This is a genomic window from Gemmatimonadetes bacterium SCN 70-22, assembly GCA_001724275.1.
GTDB lineage: Bacteria > Gemmatimonadota > Gemmatimonadetes > Gemmatimonadales > Gemmatimonadaceae > SCN-70-22.
This window is the reverse complement of the sequence record MEDZ01000027.1, coordinates 52,590-69,731: the sequence shown is the minus strand read 5'-3', so window position 1 is coordinate 69,731 and position 17,142 is coordinate 52,590. Positions and strand designations below refer to the sequence as shown.

The 17,142-nt window shown below is 69.5% G+C and carries 11 protein-coding genes and 1 pseudogene; 5 read left to right on the top strand and 7 right to left on the bottom strand.

The genetic code is table 11. The features are described from left to right. Window positions 1–161: 161 nt before the first annotated feature. The 4 genes from ABS52_13815 to ABS52_13800 form a co-directional block, all read right to left on the bottom strand. On the bottom strand, window positions 162–1,487 hold the full coding sequence (locus ABS52_13815; GenBank protein ID ODT02493.1) for an N-acyl-L-amino acid amidohydrolase: 1,326 nt from the start codon (window positions 1,485–1,487) through the stop codon (window positions 162–164). A gap of 42 nt (window positions 1,488–1,529) precedes the next feature. Next, the gene (locus ABS52_13810) at window positions 1,530–4,556 is read right to left on the bottom strand and encodes a hypothetical protein (protein ODT02492.1); all 3,027 of its coding nucleotides are present in this window, start codon (window positions 4,554–4,556) and stop codon (window positions 1,530–1,532) included. Next, complete coding sequence (locus ABS52_13805; GenBank protein ID ODT02491.1) at window positions 4,553–7,735, bottom strand: hypothetical protein; 3,183 nt, start codon at window positions 7,733–7,735, stop codon at window positions 4,553–4,555. Before ABS52_13805 ends, ABS52_13810 begins: the two co-directional genes overlap by 4 nt. A gap of 101 nt (window positions 7,736–7,836) precedes the next feature. Next, window positions 7,837–8,979 carry a hypothetical protein gene (locus tag ABS52_13800; protein ODT02490.1) on the bottom strand — a complete coding sequence of 381 codons (1,143 nt, stop codon included), beginning with the start codon at window positions 8,977–8,979 and terminating at the stop codon, window positions 7,837–7,839. A 330-nt stretch (window positions 8,980–9,309) separates the two neighbouring features. Here ABS52_13800 and ABS52_13795 point away from each other — a divergent pair, with 330 nt between their 5' ends. Continuing rightward, a complete protein-coding gene (locus ABS52_13795; protein ODT02489.1) occupies window positions 9,310–9,870 on the top strand; it encodes a hypothetical protein in 561 nt (186 codons plus the stop codon). A 68-nt stretch (window positions 9,871–9,938) separates the two neighbouring features. On the opposite strand, the gene ABS52_13790 is transcribed toward ABS52_13795, so the two are convergent. Continuing rightward, window positions 9,939–10,544, bottom strand: a complete 606-nt coding sequence (locus tag ABS52_13790; GenBank protein ID ODT02488.1) for a hypothetical protein — start codon at window positions 10,542–10,544, stop codon at window positions 9,939–9,941. A 107-nt stretch (window positions 10,545–10,651) separates the two neighbouring features. Beyond that, entirely contained in the window at window positions 10,652–11,155 is a 504-nt protein-coding gene (locus tag ABS52_13785; protein ODT02487.1) for a hypothetical protein, read from the bottom strand. Window positions 11,156–11,213: 58 nt separating this feature from the next. On the opposite strand from ABS52_13785, the pseudogene ABS52_13780 reads away from it, so the two are divergent. The 4 genes and pseudogenes from ABS52_13780 to ABS52_13765 all read left to right on the top strand — a co-directional run bounded on the left by ABS52_13780 (window position 11,214) and on the right by ABS52_13765 (window position 15,806). Continuing rightward, window positions 11,214–12,426, top strand: a pseudogene (locus tag ABS52_13780) (hypothetical protein). A 698-nt stretch (window positions 12,427–13,124) separates the two neighbouring features. Then, on the top strand, window positions 13,125–14,150 hold the full coding sequence (locus ABS52_13775) for a hypothetical protein (GenBank protein ID ODT02486.1): 1,026 nt from the start codon (window positions 13,125–13,127) through the stop codon (window positions 14,148–14,150). Continuing rightward, on the top strand, window positions 14,147–14,653 hold the full coding sequence (locus ABS52_13770) for a hypothetical protein (protein ID ODT02485.1): 507 nt from the start codon (window positions 14,147–14,149) through the stop codon (window positions 14,651–14,653). The genes ABS52_13775 and ABS52_13770 overlap by 4 nt, the downstream gene beginning before the upstream one ends. Before the next feature lies 1 nt (window position 14,654). Continuing rightward, window positions 14,655–15,806 (top strand): hypothetical protein, encoded by a 1,152-nt coding sequence (locus tag ABS52_13765; GenBank protein ID ODT02484.1) that lies wholly within the window; start codon window positions 14,655–14,657, stop codon window positions 15,804–15,806. Between the two features lie 141 nt (window positions 15,807–15,947). On the opposite strand, the gene ABS52_13760 is transcribed toward ABS52_13765, so the two are convergent. Then, complete coding sequence (locus ABS52_13760) at window positions 15,948–16,226, bottom strand: hypothetical protein (protein ID ODT02483.1); 279 nt, start codon at window positions 16,224–16,226, stop codon at window positions 15,948–15,950. Window positions 16,227–17,142: the final 916 nt, after the last annotated feature.

The following is a 17,142-nucleotide window of genomic DNA, read 5'->3' as shown; positions in this document are numbered from 1 at the left end:
GCACGGCGTCGTCGACTTCATCGACATCGGGGTCGGCGACCTGCGCTTCTGGACGTTCAACGTCGCCGACATGGGGGTGACGGTCGGCGCCGTCATGCTGATCTTCGCCATGCTCCGCGCCCCCTCGCGGTCGGCGTCGACCGAGAAGGTGCTCTGACGCCTCACATCTTCGGCTTCCCGGCGTGCATCGCCAGGTAGTCGATGGCCAGCGTGGACAGGGTCTTCATCCCGGGGACGAGCGCCCCCTCGTCGGCGTAGAAGCGGGGCGAATGGTTGGGGGCGACGGTGGCCGGGTCGGCCCCCTTGGGGGTGATGCCGAGGAAGACGAAGAGCCCCGGGGCCGCCTTCTGGAAGAGCGAGAAATCCTCCGACGTCGTCGTCTGCCGCCCCATCTCCACCTGCGACGCGCCTAACGCGCGCCGGAGCGACGGGACCATCTGCTCGGTGAGCGCCGGGTCGTTCCAGGTCACCGGCGTCCCGCGCTCCATGCGGATCTCGGCGGTGGCGCCATTGGCCGTCGCCGTCGCGGTGACGATGCGCCGGAAGCGCGCCAGGATCGAGTCGCGCGTCGCCTCGTCGAAGGCGCGGATCGTCCCCCCGAACTCCACCGAGTCGGGGATGATGTTCACGCGCACCCCGCCGCGGATGTACCCCACCGTCACGATGGCCGGGGTGAGGGTGAGGTCGACGGTGCGGCTGACGATGGACTGCAGGTTGGAGATGACCTGCGACGAGATGGTGATCGGGTCGATCCCGTTCCAGGGGAGGGCGCCGTGCGTCTGGCGCCCCCGGATCACCACGCGATAGGTGTCGCCGCTCGCCATCAGCCCGCCGGCGCGATACACCACCTTCCCCACCTCGAAGGGAAAGACGTGCAGCCCGAAGACGGCGTCGACCCTGGGATTGTCGAAGGCCCCCTCCTCGAGCATGAGGCCGGCGCCTCCCTCCTCGCCGGCGGGCGCCCCTTCCTCCGCCGGCTGGAAGACGAACTTCACGGTTCCTTGCAGCTGCGAGCGCATCCCGGCCAGGATCTCCGCCACCCCCATCAGGATGGCGACGTGGTTGTCGTGCCCGCAGGCGTGCATCACCCCCACCTCCTGGCCGTTGTACGTCGCGCGCACGGTGGACTTGAACGGGAGGTCCACCTCCTCGGCCACCGGGAGCGCGTCCATGTCGGCGCGGAGGGCGACCACCGGCCCCGGCTTCCCGCCGCGCAGGATCCCGACGACCCCGGTGTGTGCCACGCCGGTCTTCACCTCGAGCCCGAGCTTCTGCAGGTGCTCGGCGACGAGCTTGGACGTGCGGAACTCGCGGTTGCCGAGCTCCGGGTGCTGGTGGATGTCGCGCCGCCAGGCGACGACCCTGGCCTCCATGTCGCGCGCACGGCGGTCGACTTCGGCGTCGGTGCGCGTGGGCGCCTGCGCGGCGGCGAGGGCGGGGAGGAGGGTGAGCGCGGGGACGAGGGCCGTGCGGCGATGGATGCGCATGGGGGGCGTGGGGGTGGGGGCGTGTCGAGGATGGGGAGGGCGTCAGGCGCGCGGCGCCCGCCGAACCGCGAGCGCCGGGAGAATCACCATCGCCGCCAGCGTCCCCGCCAGTGTCCCCCCGGCGGTGGCCAGGGCGATGGCGCCGAACAGCGTGTCGACCTTCTCGCCGATGGCGAGCGGGACGAGCGAGGCGAGCGAGGCCAGGGTCACGAGGACGATCATCCCCGCGCGGTCCACCGCCGCCCGCACCGCGCGCAGCGGGGTCAGGCGATGCAGCTGACGGTGGGCCGCTCCCTGCCGGCGGCGCTGCAGCGCGGCGTCGATGAGGAGGATGGCCTGGTGCACCGCCAGCCCCACCACCAGGATGACCCCGACCGCGGCCTCGCGCGTGAAGGCGGCACCGGCCAGCCAGAAGGCGGCGATCACCCCGCCCAACGCGATGGGGAGCGACAGGAACGTCATTGCCGCCGCCCACACCGAGTCGAAGACGATGGCCACGGCCAGGAGGACGAGGGTGACGCCGATGGCGAAGACGAGCCACAGCCCCTGCTCCGACTCGTCGGGCTCGAAGAAGCCGAAGCCGGCGTCGGCCACGGAGTAGCCGGGCGGGACCGCGATGGACTTCATGAAGGCGTCGTGCGTGCGCTGCGCCAGCTTGTTGGGGCCGCGGAACTCGTAGGCCACGATGCGCACGTACTGCTGGTCCTCGCGCGAGATGGCGCTCAGCGCCTCGCGCTCGTCGACGCGCGCCAGCGACGCGATCGTCACCGGCGCCCCGGCGGGATTGGGGACGATGGCGTCGCGCAATTCGTCGAGCGAGCGGTCGCGCGCCCCCCGGGCCTTCACCGTCACCGGGATCTCGTCGCCGCCGATCTCCAGCAGCTGCCGCCCCACCGGGCCTCGCACCTCGCGGGCCACGGCGCGGGAGAAGTCGGCCGCGGTGACGCCATAGCGCTCGAGCGCGCCCCGGTCGGGCTCGATGGTCACCGCATACGCCCGCCCGGCCGAGAAGAACGACGACGAGTTGATGTCCACGTCGCGCACGCGCGGGATGCGCTCCAGCCGCTCCTTGAGGTCGGTCGCCAGGCGCTCGACGCCGCTGAACGAGTAGCCGAGGACCTTGATGCGGAAGGTGGCCGAGGAGACGGAACCCATCCCCGACGAGAAGCCGGGGCCCTGGCCGCGCACCGAGACCGAGGCGCCGCCGATGAAGACCGCGCGCTGCGTCAGCGCCTCCTCCAGCTCCTGCGGGATCGCCGTGTACTCGGCGTCGCGGCGGAAGAGGACGCGCATGCCGGCGCCGAAGCCGCCGTAGCTCTGCGCCGTCACCTGCTCCACCCCGGGGCGCCCGACGACCTGGGTCTCCAGCTCGCGCATGGCGGCGTCGAGCGAGGCCGGGTCGCTCCCGCGCGGAAAGTTGATGAAGGCGCTGAGCGTGGTGCGCTGCTCGCCGAAGCCGGAGAACGAGAAGCGCGGGACCTTCTGCACGAAGCCCCACCCCAGGACGCCTAACGATGCGACGGTGAGGGCGAGCGTGGCCCAGCGCCAGCGGATGGCGCCGATGACGAGCCGCGCGTAGCGTCGCCGCGAGCGCGGGAACGACGCCTCGTGCACGCGATGCCCGCGGGCCAGGGCGGGGAGCATCACCACCGAGGCCACCAGCGACCACCCCAACGCGATGGTGAAGGCGGCGGCGAACGGGACGAAGGCGGCGCGGGCGTTCCCCTGCAGGTAGAGGAAGGGGAAGAGGACGACGGCGGTGGTGAGCGTGGCGCCGGTGACGGCCGGGGCGATGGCCCGCGCCGCGCGCGCCCGGTCGGCGGGGGTGTCGGCCACCGTCCCCAGCCGGTCCATGACGATGAGCCCGTCCTGCACCAGGATCCCGATCCCCATGGCGAGGCCGGCCAGCGTGAGGAGGTTGGCGGGGATGTCGAGGAGGTACAGGAGCAACGCCGTCCCCGCCACCGAGACCGAGGCGCTGAGCATCACCAGCGCCGTCCCGCGCCAGTCGCGCAACAGGGCGAGGAGGACGACGAGGACGAGTCCGAAGGCGACCGCCCCGCGGACGAGGAGGTCGCGCAGCTGGCGGGCGAGCTCGACGGAGTCGTCGTACACCACGTTGAGCTTCACCGCGGTGGGGAGGCGCCGTTCCAGCTCGCCGAGGGCGTCGCGCACCGCGCCCGCCGTCTTGATGGCGTCGGCCCCGGCCAGTCGCGACACGCTGATGGCGATGGCCGGCTGGCCGTTGATGCGGAAGAAGAAGCCGCGCGTGTCCTCCTCCGGGCGCACCGAAGCCAGCGCCCCGAGGGTGAACGGCTTCCCCCCGCGCCCGACGATCGGGAGGTTGGCCAGCTCCTCGACCGCGCCGGGCTGGTCTCGCATCACCACCGGACGCTCGTTGGCGCCGCGCTGCTCGGTTCCCAGCGCCCGGACGACCCGGGCCCCGGCGATGGCGTCGCCTAACGCCTGCGGCGAGATCCCGAGCTGGCGGAAGAGCGCCGGGTCGTAGGTCACCGAGACGCCGGCTTCGGTCCCCCCTTGCACACCGATGCTCCCCACCCCCGGGACGGCGCTCAGGCGCGGCTCCACCTGCTCGTCGGCGATCTTCTGCAGCGTCCCGGCGGTGTAGGGGCCGGAGATGGTGAGGGTGAGGAGGTCCTCCTCGGAGAGCTCCTGCGGGACGTAGTTGCTGACTCGCGGCGAGGTGACGCCGGGGGGGAAGTCGGGGCGCAGGAGCTCGATGCGCTCCAGGATCGAGAGCCGCGCCAGCTGCACGTCGGCGTTTGGCTCCAGCTCCACCGTGATCCGCGCCCCGTCCTCGGACGACTCCGAGCGCGTCTTGCGCACCCCGCGCACCGACTGGATGGCCGCCTCGATGGGCGACGAGACGTACATCTCGACCAGCTCCGCCGAGGCCCCCGTCCAGGTGGAGGCGATGGTGAGGCGGGGGAGCTCGACGGAGGTGCGGGTGGCGAGCGGGAGGCGGGTGAAGGACACGAGCCCGGCCAGCAGCAACGTGACCGCGGCCGCCCAGACGACGGCGGGACGGGAGACGGCTGCGCGGATCATGCGGAAGGGGGGGAGCCGGGCGACGGGAGATGGGAGTGTTCACGGGTGCTGCGGCGGGAGCTTCCGACCTCCCGTCCCCCGTCTCCCGTCTCCCGTCTCCGCTCCAGGACCGCGTACGCCGTCGGGAGCACGAAGAACGTCACCAGGAGCGCCGAGACCGATCCCCCGATGACCCCGGCCGCCAGCGGCTGGTACAGCGCCCCCCCGCTCCCGACGCCGAAGACGAGGGGGAGGACACCGGTGATCGTCGTGATGCTCGTCATCGCGATCGCCCGCAGGCGCTGGTGCCCGCCCAGCATGATGGCGTCCTCGATGGAGTGCCCCTGCTCGCGGAAGCGGCGGATGGCGTCGAGCTTGACCACCGCCTCGTTGTCGGCCATCCCGATCATGACGACGATGCCGATGAGCGCCACCGCATTGAGCGACTGTCCGGTGATCCAGAGGAAGAGGATCCCGCCCACGGCGGCCAGGGGGACGGTGAGCATCACGACGAGCGGGACGGTGAACGAGGCGAACTCGCCGGCCAGGACCAGGAAGACGAGCGCCACCGAGAGCCAGGCCACCAGGGCCAGCTCGCGCGTGGTGCGTTCCTGCTCGGCGTTGGCGCCACTGATCTCCCAGGTCACGCCGCTCGGCAGCTGCAAAGAGGTCATCGCCGCGCGCACGTCGTCGACCGCGTTGCGCGTTCCGCCGCGCTCGATGAGCCCCTCCACCACCGCCACCGGGCGCTGCCCCACGCGGACCACTTCGATCGGTGCCTGTCGCTCCACGGCGTGGACGAGCTGGGCGATCGGGATCCCCTGGACCGGGGTCGCCATGGCCTCGCCGAGGTCCTCGTTCCTGGCTCCCGCGAAGCGCACCGAGATCGGGGTGCGCCGGTCGGTCTCGCGGAAGTCGCTCGAGGCCACCCCGCCCAGCCCGCCCGCGAGCGCGTTGGCGACGGCGTCGACCGCGATGCCGCGCTCGGCCAGCAGCTCGCGCCGCAGCGAGACCTCCACCACCGGCTGCATCCCGCCGTTGGGGTCGCGCACGTCGGCCAGCGACGCGATGCCCTGCAGCCGGGTGCGCACGCTGTCGGCCCACCGTGCCGCCTCGGCCAGGGTGCGGGCGCTCAGCTCGACGCGCACCAGGCGTCCCTCGCGCCCGATGAGCGAGCCGAACTCCGATTGCCCCGCGAGGTCGAGCGCCAGCGCCCCCTGGGCGAGGTCGGGGAGCGCCGCGCGCAGGCGGTCGGCGAAGCGCGCCGCCGATGCGCCGCCGGGGACGGGGACCAGGAGCTGCGCGGTGGCCGAGGAGCCCGGCTCCGCGCCGGCCAGGATCTCCTCGTCGGTGGCGATGCCGACGCGGGCGTAGATCCCCGTCGCCCCCAGCGACCGCGCCGCCGCCTCGATGCGCGCCACCTGCTGCGTGGTCGCCTCGATGGCGGTCCCCTCCGGGAGGTGCAACGCCGCCACGACCATCCCCTCGTCCACCTGCGGCAGGATCTCGCGCGGGAGGCGCATCGTGACCCAGACCGTCAGGGCGCTCACCGCGATGGTGGTGAGGAAGATGGGGCGCGGGTTGGCGAGCGACCAGCGCATGCCGCGCTCGTAGAGCGACTCGAAATAGTGGCCGAGGGACGACAGGCGGGAGTCGGGAGACGGGAGACGGGAGTGCTCGCTGCGCTCGCGCGTCGTGAGCCGCGCGCCGTCGACCTCCCGTCTCCCGCCTCCCCTGTCCCGTCTTCGTCCCACCACCATCACCGGCATCAGCGTCAACGCCAGGATCAGCGACGCCCCGACGCTGGTCACCACCGCCAGCGAGAGGTCGCGGAAGAGGGTCGCCGCCAGCCCGCGCACGAAGATGATGGGGCCGAAGACGAGGAGCGTGGTGAGGGTCCCGGCGATGAGGGGGCCGCTCACCTCCTCGGTGGCGACGATCGCCGCGTCGAAGAGCGTGAGCCCCTCCTCGCGCTTGCGGGCCGCCGCTTCCGCCACCACGATGGCGTTGTCCACCAGGAGCCCCACGCCCAGCGCCAGCCCGCCGAGCGAGAGGACGTTGATCGTCACGTCCAGCGCCTGGAGGATCACGAGGGCGACCAGGACCGAGAGCGGGACCATGGTGGCGATGGCGAGCGAGAGGCGCCAGTCGCGCAGGAAGAGGACGATGACCAGGATGGACAGGATGCCGCCGACCACGATCTCCTGCCCCAGGTTGGTCAGGGCGTCGACGACGAAATCGGCCTGGGCGGCGACGATCGTGAGGGCGACCGCGGGGAACTCTCCTTGCAGCTGCGCGACCACCGACCGGATCTCGCGGGTGACGGCGACCGTGTTGGCCCCCGCGTCCTTGTAGACCACGAGCCCCACCGCCGGCTTGCCGTCGAAGCGGGTGAGGGTCTTGGGGTCGGCGATCGTCGTGGTGACGGTGGCCAGGTCCTTGAGGGTGATCCCGCTCCCGGGAGGGCCCACGGGGACGTCGCGGATCTCGTCCGGCGTGCGGAACTCCGTGAGGGTGCGCACCGAGAAGCGGAACTGCCCGCGCCGTATCGTCCCGCCGACGCCGCTCACGTTGGCGGCACGGACGGCGGCCGAAACATCGTTAGGCGTGAGCCCCAGGGCGCGCATGCGCGCCGGGTCGACCTCGATGCGGACCTCGTCCTCCGGCGCCCCGACGACGGCGACCGAGGCCACCCCGGCGATCTGCTCCAGGCGGCGCGCGTGCACGTCTTCCGCGGTGCGGGCCAGCTGCCGCATGTCGCCGGCGAGCGACATCGAGAGCACCGCGATCGGTCGCTCCCCCGGGTCGCTGGTGAGGAGGGTGGGGCGCTCGGCGCGCTCGGGGAGCTGTGAGCGGGCGTTGTCCAGCCGCTCGCGCACGTTGAGCAGCGTCGTCTGCATGTCCGTCCCCCAGGCGAAGCGCGCCGTCGTCGTCGCCTCGCCGTTGCGGCTCACGGAGCGCAGCTCCACCAGCCCCGGGGTGGCGGCGATGGCCTCCTCCACCGGCTCGGCGATGAAGCGCGAGACTTCCTCGGCGGCGGCCCCTGTGTAGAGCGTCCGGATGGTGAGGACGGGGAGCTGGACGTCGGGGAGGAGGGAGACCGGCGTGCGGCCGAGGGAGACCGAGCCGAGCAGGACGACCGCGAGGACGGAGGCGATCGTCGAGACGGGGCGGGTGACGGCGGCGCGGGGGAGGGACAAGGTGTGGAGACGGGAGACGGGAGTGGGGAGACGGGAGAGCGTCGGCCAGGGGCCGGCGCTGCCCGGCGTTAGCGCGATGGAGTGTCGTCGAGATGATTGTCCTAGGGTCGCGTCGCCCTCCTCCGCGCCGGCAGGACTCCCGTCTCCCGCCTCCCGTCTCCCGTCTCGGCCTGCACCTTCCTGACCGGCGCATCGTGCGTCAGCGTCAGGTGTCCTTCCACGATCACCTCGTCGCCGACTTCGACCGGGATCTGGCCGGTGGCCGAGTCGGGGAGGACCTCGGTGTCGATGCCGTTGGTGCGTCCCGGTTGGATGTAGACCCACTGGGCGCGGCCGTCCTTGACGACGAAGACCAGGGGGCGGCCGTCGCGTTCGATGACGGCGCGAGCGGGGACGAGGCGGCGGTTGGGGAGGCGCGAGGCTTCGAGACGGACGTCGGCGTACATCCCCGGGCGCAGCTTGCCGCCACCGGCAAGGCGCACGTAGGCGCGCCCCGAGCGGGTGGTGGAGTCGATGACCGGGAGGACGGCGGTGATGCGCCCGGTGACCGCCTCGTCAGGTGCAGCGGCGGAGGTGACCACCGCCGAGCCGCCCTCCTTGATGAGGGGGAGGTCGTGTTCGAGGACCGAGGCCTCGATGCGGAGGGCGTCGAGGTTGACGACGCGGGTGATGCTGGCGCCGGCGGCGACCCGTTCGCCCTGCGAGATGTCGACCCGGTCGACCATCCCGTCGTAGGGGGCGGTGATGGTGGCGCGTTCGCGGTCGAGCTTCGCGCGCTCGAGGCGCACGCGCGCGGTCTGCAGCCCCGAGCGGGTGAGGGCGATGCGGCGCTGGTCCTCGCTGGGCGGGCGCCCGAGGACGATGGAGTCGGGCGCGACCGCGTCGTAGTAGCGCACCTGGGCCTCGTCGACCGCGGCCTGCGCCTCGGCGACGGCGAGGTCGAAGGGGCGCGGATCGAGGGTGACGAGGGGGGCGCCGCGCCTAACGCGGTCGCCGGGGCGGACAAGGACCTTCTCCACCGTCCCGGCCACCTCGGCCTTGAGCATCGCTTCGCCGTCGGAGCGCACCTGGCCAGTCGTGGTCACGGTGAGGACCAGGTCGCCGTCGCGGACCTCGGCGACGGCGACCGGGAGGGCGAGCGCTGCGCGTGGCGTGGCCGAGGTGTCGGCGATTGCGGCTGCGGAGTCGGCAGTGGCCGAGTCGCTGGTGCCTGCGCCGCGGAGTTTGGCGCAGGCGCTGGCCACGCCGATCAGCAGGGCGAAAGCGAGGGCGCGCCGTGGGGGGTGTCCGAAAGTGAAAGCCGAGAGGGAGGGCGACACCAGGGTCCTTTGAAGGGCAGGTGTGATGTACCTCTCCGCGCCGGGATGCGCGGATCGACCGGGGTAGCACGGATACGCTACATCTGTCATCGGGAGCTGGGGAAGGGTTGCCTGTCGGGCGATTCTGGGCGAAACTGGGGCGTGGCGCTCAGTTGGGGCGAGAACATGATCCGTAAGTGGTGGAGGCGGGGAGCGGCGGGAGGGCTCGTTCTTGTATGGGCCGACCATGCCGCAAGAGAACTGATTCGAAAGGCCTTGGCCGTCGGCTCGCCTGAGAGCACGGACGAAGATTGGCCGTTGACGGTCGTCGGCGTTGGCGATGAGCGCGCGTTGTACGCGCGCCTTGCGGCGAGCAGAGCCCGTCCGTGCGTGATTGTGCTGGACCCGGCTCATGTCGCCGCCGACCCGCGGATCGCCACCCGGCTCCGGGTCCTGACGGAGACGAGTGTCGCGCCCGTGGAGGTCGTGCTCTTCGGACATCCGACGGCTTCGTCCATGCGTGGCGTGGCCCTGCTGGCGCGGCTGATCGAGTGCGAAATCGCGGTGCGGGGCGTCGACGACGAGAAGATTCCGGGGCTCATCCGCGACATCGTCTCAGGTCCACGTTGTGTGGGGTGGTGTGTCATGTCGGCAGCGCTGGATCTGACCGGGCTGCCGGCCCATGTTCGCAACGCATGGTCGTGGGCGGCTTCCGATCCCGGACGCGCCAACGTCAAGAGCATTGCGTTCCGAGCGGGTGTGACTCGGCGGAGCTTGGAGCGAAGTCACCGCAAGGCAGGCTTGCCACCGCCGGCACAGCTGCTAGGGATGCTGTGAACGAACGCGAGGAGGCGCGGGCGTGCGATGTCGGCTTAGCGCGGTGATGGAGCGAATACCTCGCGAACTCACCTGCGCGCACGGCCTGCACTCCGATGGACGATCACCTCCGGAAAGTCCGACTCCAGCACCCCAACGACCTCATCGGCGCTGGCATTATTAAGGAACAGCGGCACCGGCAGGCTGCGCTCGCGCAGCATGGCGCAGCGGTGGATGTCGACCGCTTGCACGGTCGTACGGCCGCTCGTCTGATCCGTGATCACGTTCCAGACCTCGCCAGCCGTGGGCCCTCGAAGGAAGCCGGTCGAGTGCACGAATTTCTTCCACTGTAGCGAAACGGATGCGCCATCGCGGGAGATGGCCGCGCGCGGTTCCGTGGTCGCGTGTGCGCGCCCCTCGCACCGACGCAGAAGTTGTCCTCGAAGGTCGTACACGTCGATGCGAAACGGGGACTTGTGACTGAGCACGATGGAGGAGTCGAGCACGAGTGCACGGCCACCCAGAAGACTCGTGGCGTACTGTGCAACGTCTGGTGGAATCGCAACGTCGCCGAAGGACAGAACCGGCGTGCCGGCGCGCGACATCACATGCAGGGTCTTGCGCGTGGCAACGTCAAGTGCACTGATGAGAAGGCGGCCGTCGGGCAATTCGCGCAGGCTGTTGACCGCCCACATCGGAGGAACCGCGAACGAACGTACGCAGGTGAGAGCAGGTGAGAACACGGTGACCCGAGCCAGGGCAGCGTCCCATACGGCGAGGCTGTCGCCGGCGAGGGCTGCGATCAGCCATGGAGCTCGAACTCCCCGGGACCTTGTCCGCGTCCGCCGAGATGCCGCTTCAGCTTTCCATCCGGGCCGAATACGCTGACGCGATGTGTCTGGTCGTCGGCGACCACGATCTCGCGGTTGCGGCGTAACGCGGCGAAGGTGATGCTTCCGAACGCATCCGCGTCGCCGGACAGCGAGCGGATGCGGATGCGCTGTACCAGTTGGGTGGACTCTTGCATGCGAGGTGGTTTACGCATCGGGACGATCGGTGCGTGCTGCGCCGTAAGGACGGACACGGCCGGCAGTGTGTCGGTCAGTGCCAGCAGCGACGTCGTGATCGCGGCGCGTGCGTGGACGCGAACGGTCTGTGTCATCGCCGAGCGGAGGTCAAGGGTGTACGCCGGATGCGGTGGCTCCTCGTTCACTCGCGCAAGGCTGCCGCTCCAGGGGCGGGCCTCGTCGTACGCGAATACATCATCCGCGATGCCAAAGGTTCGCGCGACCTGGCGCCGAGGCAAGCGCGGGGTTGCGTCAACTTTGCGACAGCAGGCTGGGCAACGAGTCGCGTGCTTCGATGTGTGTTGTTCGGAGGACGGAGCTGTTACGTTGGTAGAAGACGAAACGGCCACCGTCCATCTGCTCCGGACGGTGCGGCAGACGATGCTCCGTTAGACGCTCCATGACGAGTTCACCCGCCTTCTCGGCGCCGCCCCGTTCGAGCGCACGGCCGCGCGGGCAGGTGTGAGCAACGGGACGCGACCACGCACGCTCGTCACACGCGTGGGCAATCTGGCGCTGCAGGTCCCCCGCGACCGGGCCCGCCTGTTCGAGCCACCGTCTTCGCGCGCTACCAGCGCCATGAGCAAGCGCTGGTGCGCACGCTCGCCGAGTGCGATCTGCAGGGCGTCTCGACCCGGAAGGTGCGCCAATTGGTGGAGACGCTGTGCGGCGAGACGGTGAGGGCCAGCACGGTCAGTTGGGCGACCAAACAACTCGATGGCACGCTGGCCGGCTGGCGCGCGCGCCGACTGGATGCGCAGGCGTATCCGCAGCTCATCATCGACGCCCACTATGAACGGATCCGTCGCGAAGGCCAGGTCCTGTCGACGGCCGTGCTCTGGGTGCTGGGCGTCGGCGCGAACGGCATCGCGAATATCTCGGCTTCTGGGTCGGCAACGCGGGGAGCGGACCGGTGTGGAGCCGGGTGTTCCGGGACCTGCACCAGCGCGACCTGCACGGCGTGCACTACGTGGTGAGCGACGAGCATGCGGGGCTCAAGGCGGCGGTGCAACGGCACGTCCCCGACGCGGTGCCTCGGCGCTGCCAGGTGCACTACCTGTGGAACGCCCTCAGCCGGGTGAGCACAGCGGCGCGGCAGGAAGCCTTGGTCGCGGCGTTGCGGGATGTGTGGGCCGCCCCGACCCGCGCGACGGCCGAGCAGCGCGGGCACGCGCTGAGCCAGACCCTGCGCCGTGCGCTGCCCGCCGTGGCCGCCTGGCTGGAAGAGACGCTGGGCGACACCCTGGGCGACACCCTGGGGTTCTACGTGCTCACGGAGTCCGGAGCCCGGCGCCGCCTGCGCACGACCAACGCCCTCGAACGCGAACGCGAGGAGATCCGGCGCCGCACCCGCTTCATCCGCATCTTCCCCAACGAGGCCAGTTATCTCCGCCTCGTGACCGCGCTCGCCGCCGACCGCAACGATGTCTGGGCGAAGCGCCGCTACATCATTCCCGCCTCCCCCAGCGTCAACGTGAAGAACATCCTCCGCCGCCGACAGGCAGCCTAACGCTTCCCCGTCCAACACCCAGTAGCGAACTACACACTTCTTGATACTTGACCCGGCAACACACTTCTTGATACTTGACCCGGCACCCCGGCAACCCGGCAACCCGGCAACCCCGTGTACGATGGCGTCCCTGCGCGCACGAGGCGATCCTCGGCAGGGCGGCATGAAGCCGTGGAGGGCAAGAGGGCGTGGCATAACCATCGAACCGCGGATGTCAGACCTTAGGCTGGTTCCCTTTGCTTGCCCGCGCCAACGGAGCGTTGAGAGCCGTGGTTGACGCATGCGGCGCATACCGGGTGCGCGGCGGACGCCCACAATGCCGTGTCGCATTCCCGTCGCATCTTAACAGTGGCGCCGGGAAGGCGCTATAGCCAGAATGGTACGCGACCCGTCTAAAACGATGGCAAACCATATCGTGCATCCAACGAAAAGGAGGAACGATGATGCGAATGGCACCCGTCTCCGTGATGATCGGACTGACGATACTGGCGGTTGCGGTCAATGCGCCCGCTCAGCCGGACTGTAAGAGTTACTACGGGTACTGGAACGGAAACAGCGTGACATGCACCAACGACCCTGGTATCAATTGCGTCGTCTGCCCGAAACCTCAGTGAGCAGTGTGCGGGCAATGGAGACGACGCATGCGAACCTTGGAGCTGTGTCGCGCATGGTAGCGAATGAGCGGTAGGCGAGGGCGGATGATCGTCTGGATCGCCGCGCTTGGTGCCGGTTGCAGCAAGGACGCACCCGCGCCACGTGCGATGCCTGCTGCCTTGGCAACCGAGAGGACCTTGTCGCTCGGACGCGATACGTCGGAGTCCCCCGGCGACATCACATATGCGGCGGTCGGGGATGCAGGTATCGCAATCGTCGATAACGCCAGTCGCCAACTCTACGGCTACACCACCGGCGGGAGGCTGCGCTGGCGTGTACCATTCGGCGGCGGTATCGAGGGACGGGTGCGGCAGCCGAATGCGCTCTCGTGGTTTGGTGACACGCTCATTGTCGCTGAAGTCGACGGGAACGAGGGCATCTGGAGTATCGATGAGCGAGGCATTGCGCGGAAGGTTGCCCGCCTGGAGATCGAGACGCCGGTTACGAGCGTTCAGAGGGTCTCGGATGGCTATGTGGTTGCCACTACCGAGGCGGATTCGATGTTCGAGGTGGATTCTGCACTGGTTGTGCGGTACTTCGATCTGCAAGGACAGGAGCAACGGAGGGGGTGTCGAGCAGACCCGCGGTATGGCGCAAGCGTGAGGGCGCGCGGAATGACCGCGATCTTCCGCTCATTTGCGGCGGTCGTGAGCGCGGACGAAGTCTTCTGCAAGCAACCGTTGTCGGGGGAAGTGATCGTCATGGCGCCCTCACTGGAAGAGCGACGGCGTGTGCCCCTACCTGGGTGGCGGATGAGAGAAGACGCGCGCATGTCGATGGATCTGTTAAGCATCAATCACTTTCGCGCCAAGACTGTTGAGTGGACCGGGCTGTGGCGGTCGGGGTCGACCCTGACGCTCGCAGGAGCGACGTATGATGCAGCGTTGGGTCGCGATCGCTTTGCGGTGTTAAGGTGTCGAGACGATGGACGAGCGGTATGTGCGACGGCCGCCGGCGAGGAGCGTGTTCTCGGAGTGCTCGGAGATTCTGTCGTCACGGTCGTCGCCAGACAGGCGCTCGGCGCGCCTATCGTGCTTCGGGTGTCCACCATTGTCGACGGCGTCTTGTGAAGTCTGGGGGCGTGTGGCTCATAGCCCTGTTGTTCGGCGCTTGCGGAGGGCACGAGCGCTCACCCGGGAAGCACCTCACCGTTGGGCAGCAGTGGAGCGTGGGCGGCGACTGCGCTGCGGCGCGGCATGGCGACGGGATGACGCCCCCAGCAGAGCTCTTCACGGTGGTCTCCGCCGCGGACTGCTACTACTGCCGGGACCATCTTGCCGCGTTCGACGTGCATGGCGAGGTCGCAGACGAACTGCGGCATCGGGTCGGCCTGTACGCGCCGAGAGGGAGAGCAGTGGAGGCCTTGGCGGCACTGATGCGCCAGACACAGCGGCCTGTCTGCATGGATACCTCGGGCGCGCTACTGCAGGAGGCGGTCTCAGGCGGCACACCGGTAACAGTGCTCGTCGTGAAGGGCACCATCACCGGCGTGTGGCGAGGAGGGCTTCACCAATCCAGTGTGCGCAAACGTTTCTGGCAGCAAGTCGAATCCTTGACGACAACGCCATTCTGAGATGAAGGCATCTCGCCGTGCGAAGGCGTCAGCATGGTGGCAACTGGCCGTTGGCGTGGCGGCCACGGTGGGCTGCCAGCGCGAGACGACGCACGTGGAGCCACGGGGAGCGGAACCGTGGCGGGCCGTGGCAGTTCTCGCGACCGACGACAATGCGTCGTTCGTGCTCGAAGGCATCGAGGAAGGATACGCCGGCGTGCGGTGGGCCGACGGAGCGTTCGCGTTCCTCGACTATCGCGCCAAACGTATCGTCGTGCTCGACACGACGGGTCGGGAAGTCAGGACGATCGCACGCGGAGGGGGAGCGCCGGGGGAACTACAGTTCCCGCAGATGCTGGTCCGGAGCCGTCAGGGCATTGGGGTCGTCGATGGCCAGAAACGGGCGCTGGTGACCTTCGACACTACGGGGCGTGCGCTCGGAGACCTTCCGCTCGACACCCTGCTCGGCGTCCCCCCGAGCCTGCTGACTGGACTGCGCCAGCTGACGAGCGGCGAGTGGGTCTACTCGGTCATCGAGCACTCCCCTGGACACCGAGCGGAAGCCCTGTACATCCGGCGTGGACGTGAGGCACAGCTCCTCGCGCGCACGCCGGTCGCAACGACACGCCCGATCATGATGCCCTGCCGCGTGGAGTTGCCTCCAGAGCCCCCGGTATTCTGGCCGACTATCCGATGGAACGCGAGCGGGACGAGGGTGGCCTTCGTCACCGGGGCGGATTATCACGTGGTGTCATGGGATGCGGAGGGTGGTGATAGTGTGGTCTACTCACTCCCGCTGGCGCGACTGCAGGCGTCGGATTCCGCTGCGCTTCAATTGCCGATCGGCTACAGTGTGCGCACCCCGATGGCCGAGTGCACGCTATCGGCGCGAGATGCGCTACGGCAGCGCGGCATGGCGCCCGAACGACCACTCGTCGCCGCGGTGGCGGTCTCCCCTTCCGGCCAAGTCTGGACACGACTCTCTGTCGGGTCATCCGGTGCAATCACGGGGTATCGCCACGCAGGGGATCGCACGGACTCGCTGCCGACTCGTGGCTTTCCCGCGATCTTCGAATCCGACTCGAGATACTTGTCGGTCGAGCGTGACCGAGAGGGGGGAGCACGCTTGGTACTCTGGCAGAGGCAGGGCGCGAGTGATGGTGTGCCGCGATAAGTGCCACAGGGGATCGGGGACGGGTGGTCATGCGTTGCCGGCGGGACGCGGCCGCCTGTGGCAGAAGCGCGAACGGACTACCAGCCGCTGTCCACACGCAGCACCCAGGGGACGAAAGTGACGGAGGCGTTGGCGAGGGGCTCAGGGCGAAGGGGCGCATCGTGAGGCATCGAATAGGCGCCGCTCCAACACCACGCGCGTCTCCTGATGCGGATCCAACCAGGCGATGAATAGGGTGTCGCCGCGAAACGCGAAGCGACGCCGCGGGAAGGACGGGCCCTCGATTGGCACGTCCGCGCAGGCCGTGCCGCCGCGGGGGCGCGCGCTCGAGATGTATGCCTGGCTTCCCCACGCTCCTGCCTCGAGCTCGAGGTCTTCGAAGACCACGCGAAGCGAGCCCGCTTCGCCGAATGCGAGCACGGCCGGTGACGATGCGCCAATGCGTGAAAGCGCGGGACCAGCAGCGTCCAACCGCGCGATGGTCGCTGCAACGTCCCTGGGCGCTCCGTCCCGCAGACGTATAACGAAGGTCACTGAGTCGCGCACGCGCAGATTCCGACTGAGCAGGACGGCGACGTCTGCAACGTCCGAGATCACCGCGAGACCCGAGTCACCCGCAGCGATAAGTCCGCGACCAAAGAGATTCGCAGCTCGCGGTGCGGTCCTGAAGCGTTCGGCGAACAGGGCTGGCGATGGGCTGTCGGGGCCGAGGGCAGCAGTGGACACTACGATGCCGCTATCGCGCGCCGCATGAGTCACGACATGACCTCCACGCCACGGCGCCAGCGACGAGGCTCGTGGGACCGAGCGGGAGACGGAAAGCTGCGAGAGGCGCGGAAGTGAGTACGCCGCAATATCGCCCAGTGGATAGAAGAGTACGGACGCGAGTGTGTCGTCCGTCACCGCGACGCCGATCGGGCGCTCGTGGTCGACGCTGTCGGGCAGTAGCAGCGGTATGGCACGAGTGGTATCCGAAGTCAATAGCACGAGGTAGTCAGGATCGCGGACGACCAGCACCGCCGATCCCGCTGGGAGGGACGCGATGGCGGCGAGCTGGCTTCGTGGACCGGCTACCGAGACGAAATGCGCACGGCAATCGAGGCGCGTGAGCAGCCCGCCAGAGATCTCACCAGCCGGCGAGGTACAGGGTGCCGTGTAGTCATTGCCGCATGCGGCCAGCGCGCCAAGGAGCGGCAGGAGGCCGAGGCGCAGGGGTGAACCTGTCATGGTCGTGGCGTCGGAGTCGGCCTCATGATGTCGAGTGGCGAGTCGATGGCAATCTGCGACGGTGAGAGGGGATCGCAATGGACGAGCAGGTCATCACACCACGAGTGCG

Bases quoted from the DNA above. Each gene is read 5' to 3' on its own strand.
- ABS52_13815 (ODT02493.1), bottom strand. From the start codon at position 1,487: ATGCGCATCCATCGCCGCACGGCCCTCGTCCCCGCGCTCACCCTCCTC.
- ABS52_13810 (ODT02492.1), bottom strand. From the start codon at position 4,556: ATGATCCGCGCAGCCGTCTCCCGTCCCGCCGTCGTCTGGGCGGCCGCG.
- ABS52_13790 (ODT02488.1), bottom strand. From the start codon at position 10,544: ATGTGGGCGGTCAACAGCCTGCGCGAATTGCCCGACGGCCGCCTTCTC.
- ABS52_13775 (ODT02486.1), top strand. From the start codon at position 13,125: ATGATCGTCTGGATCGCCGCGCTTGGTGCCGGTTGCAGCAAGGACGCA.
- ABS52_13765 (ODT02484.1), top strand. From the start codon at position 14,655: ATGAAGGCATCTCGCCGTGCGAAGGCGTCAGCATGGTGGCAACTGGCC.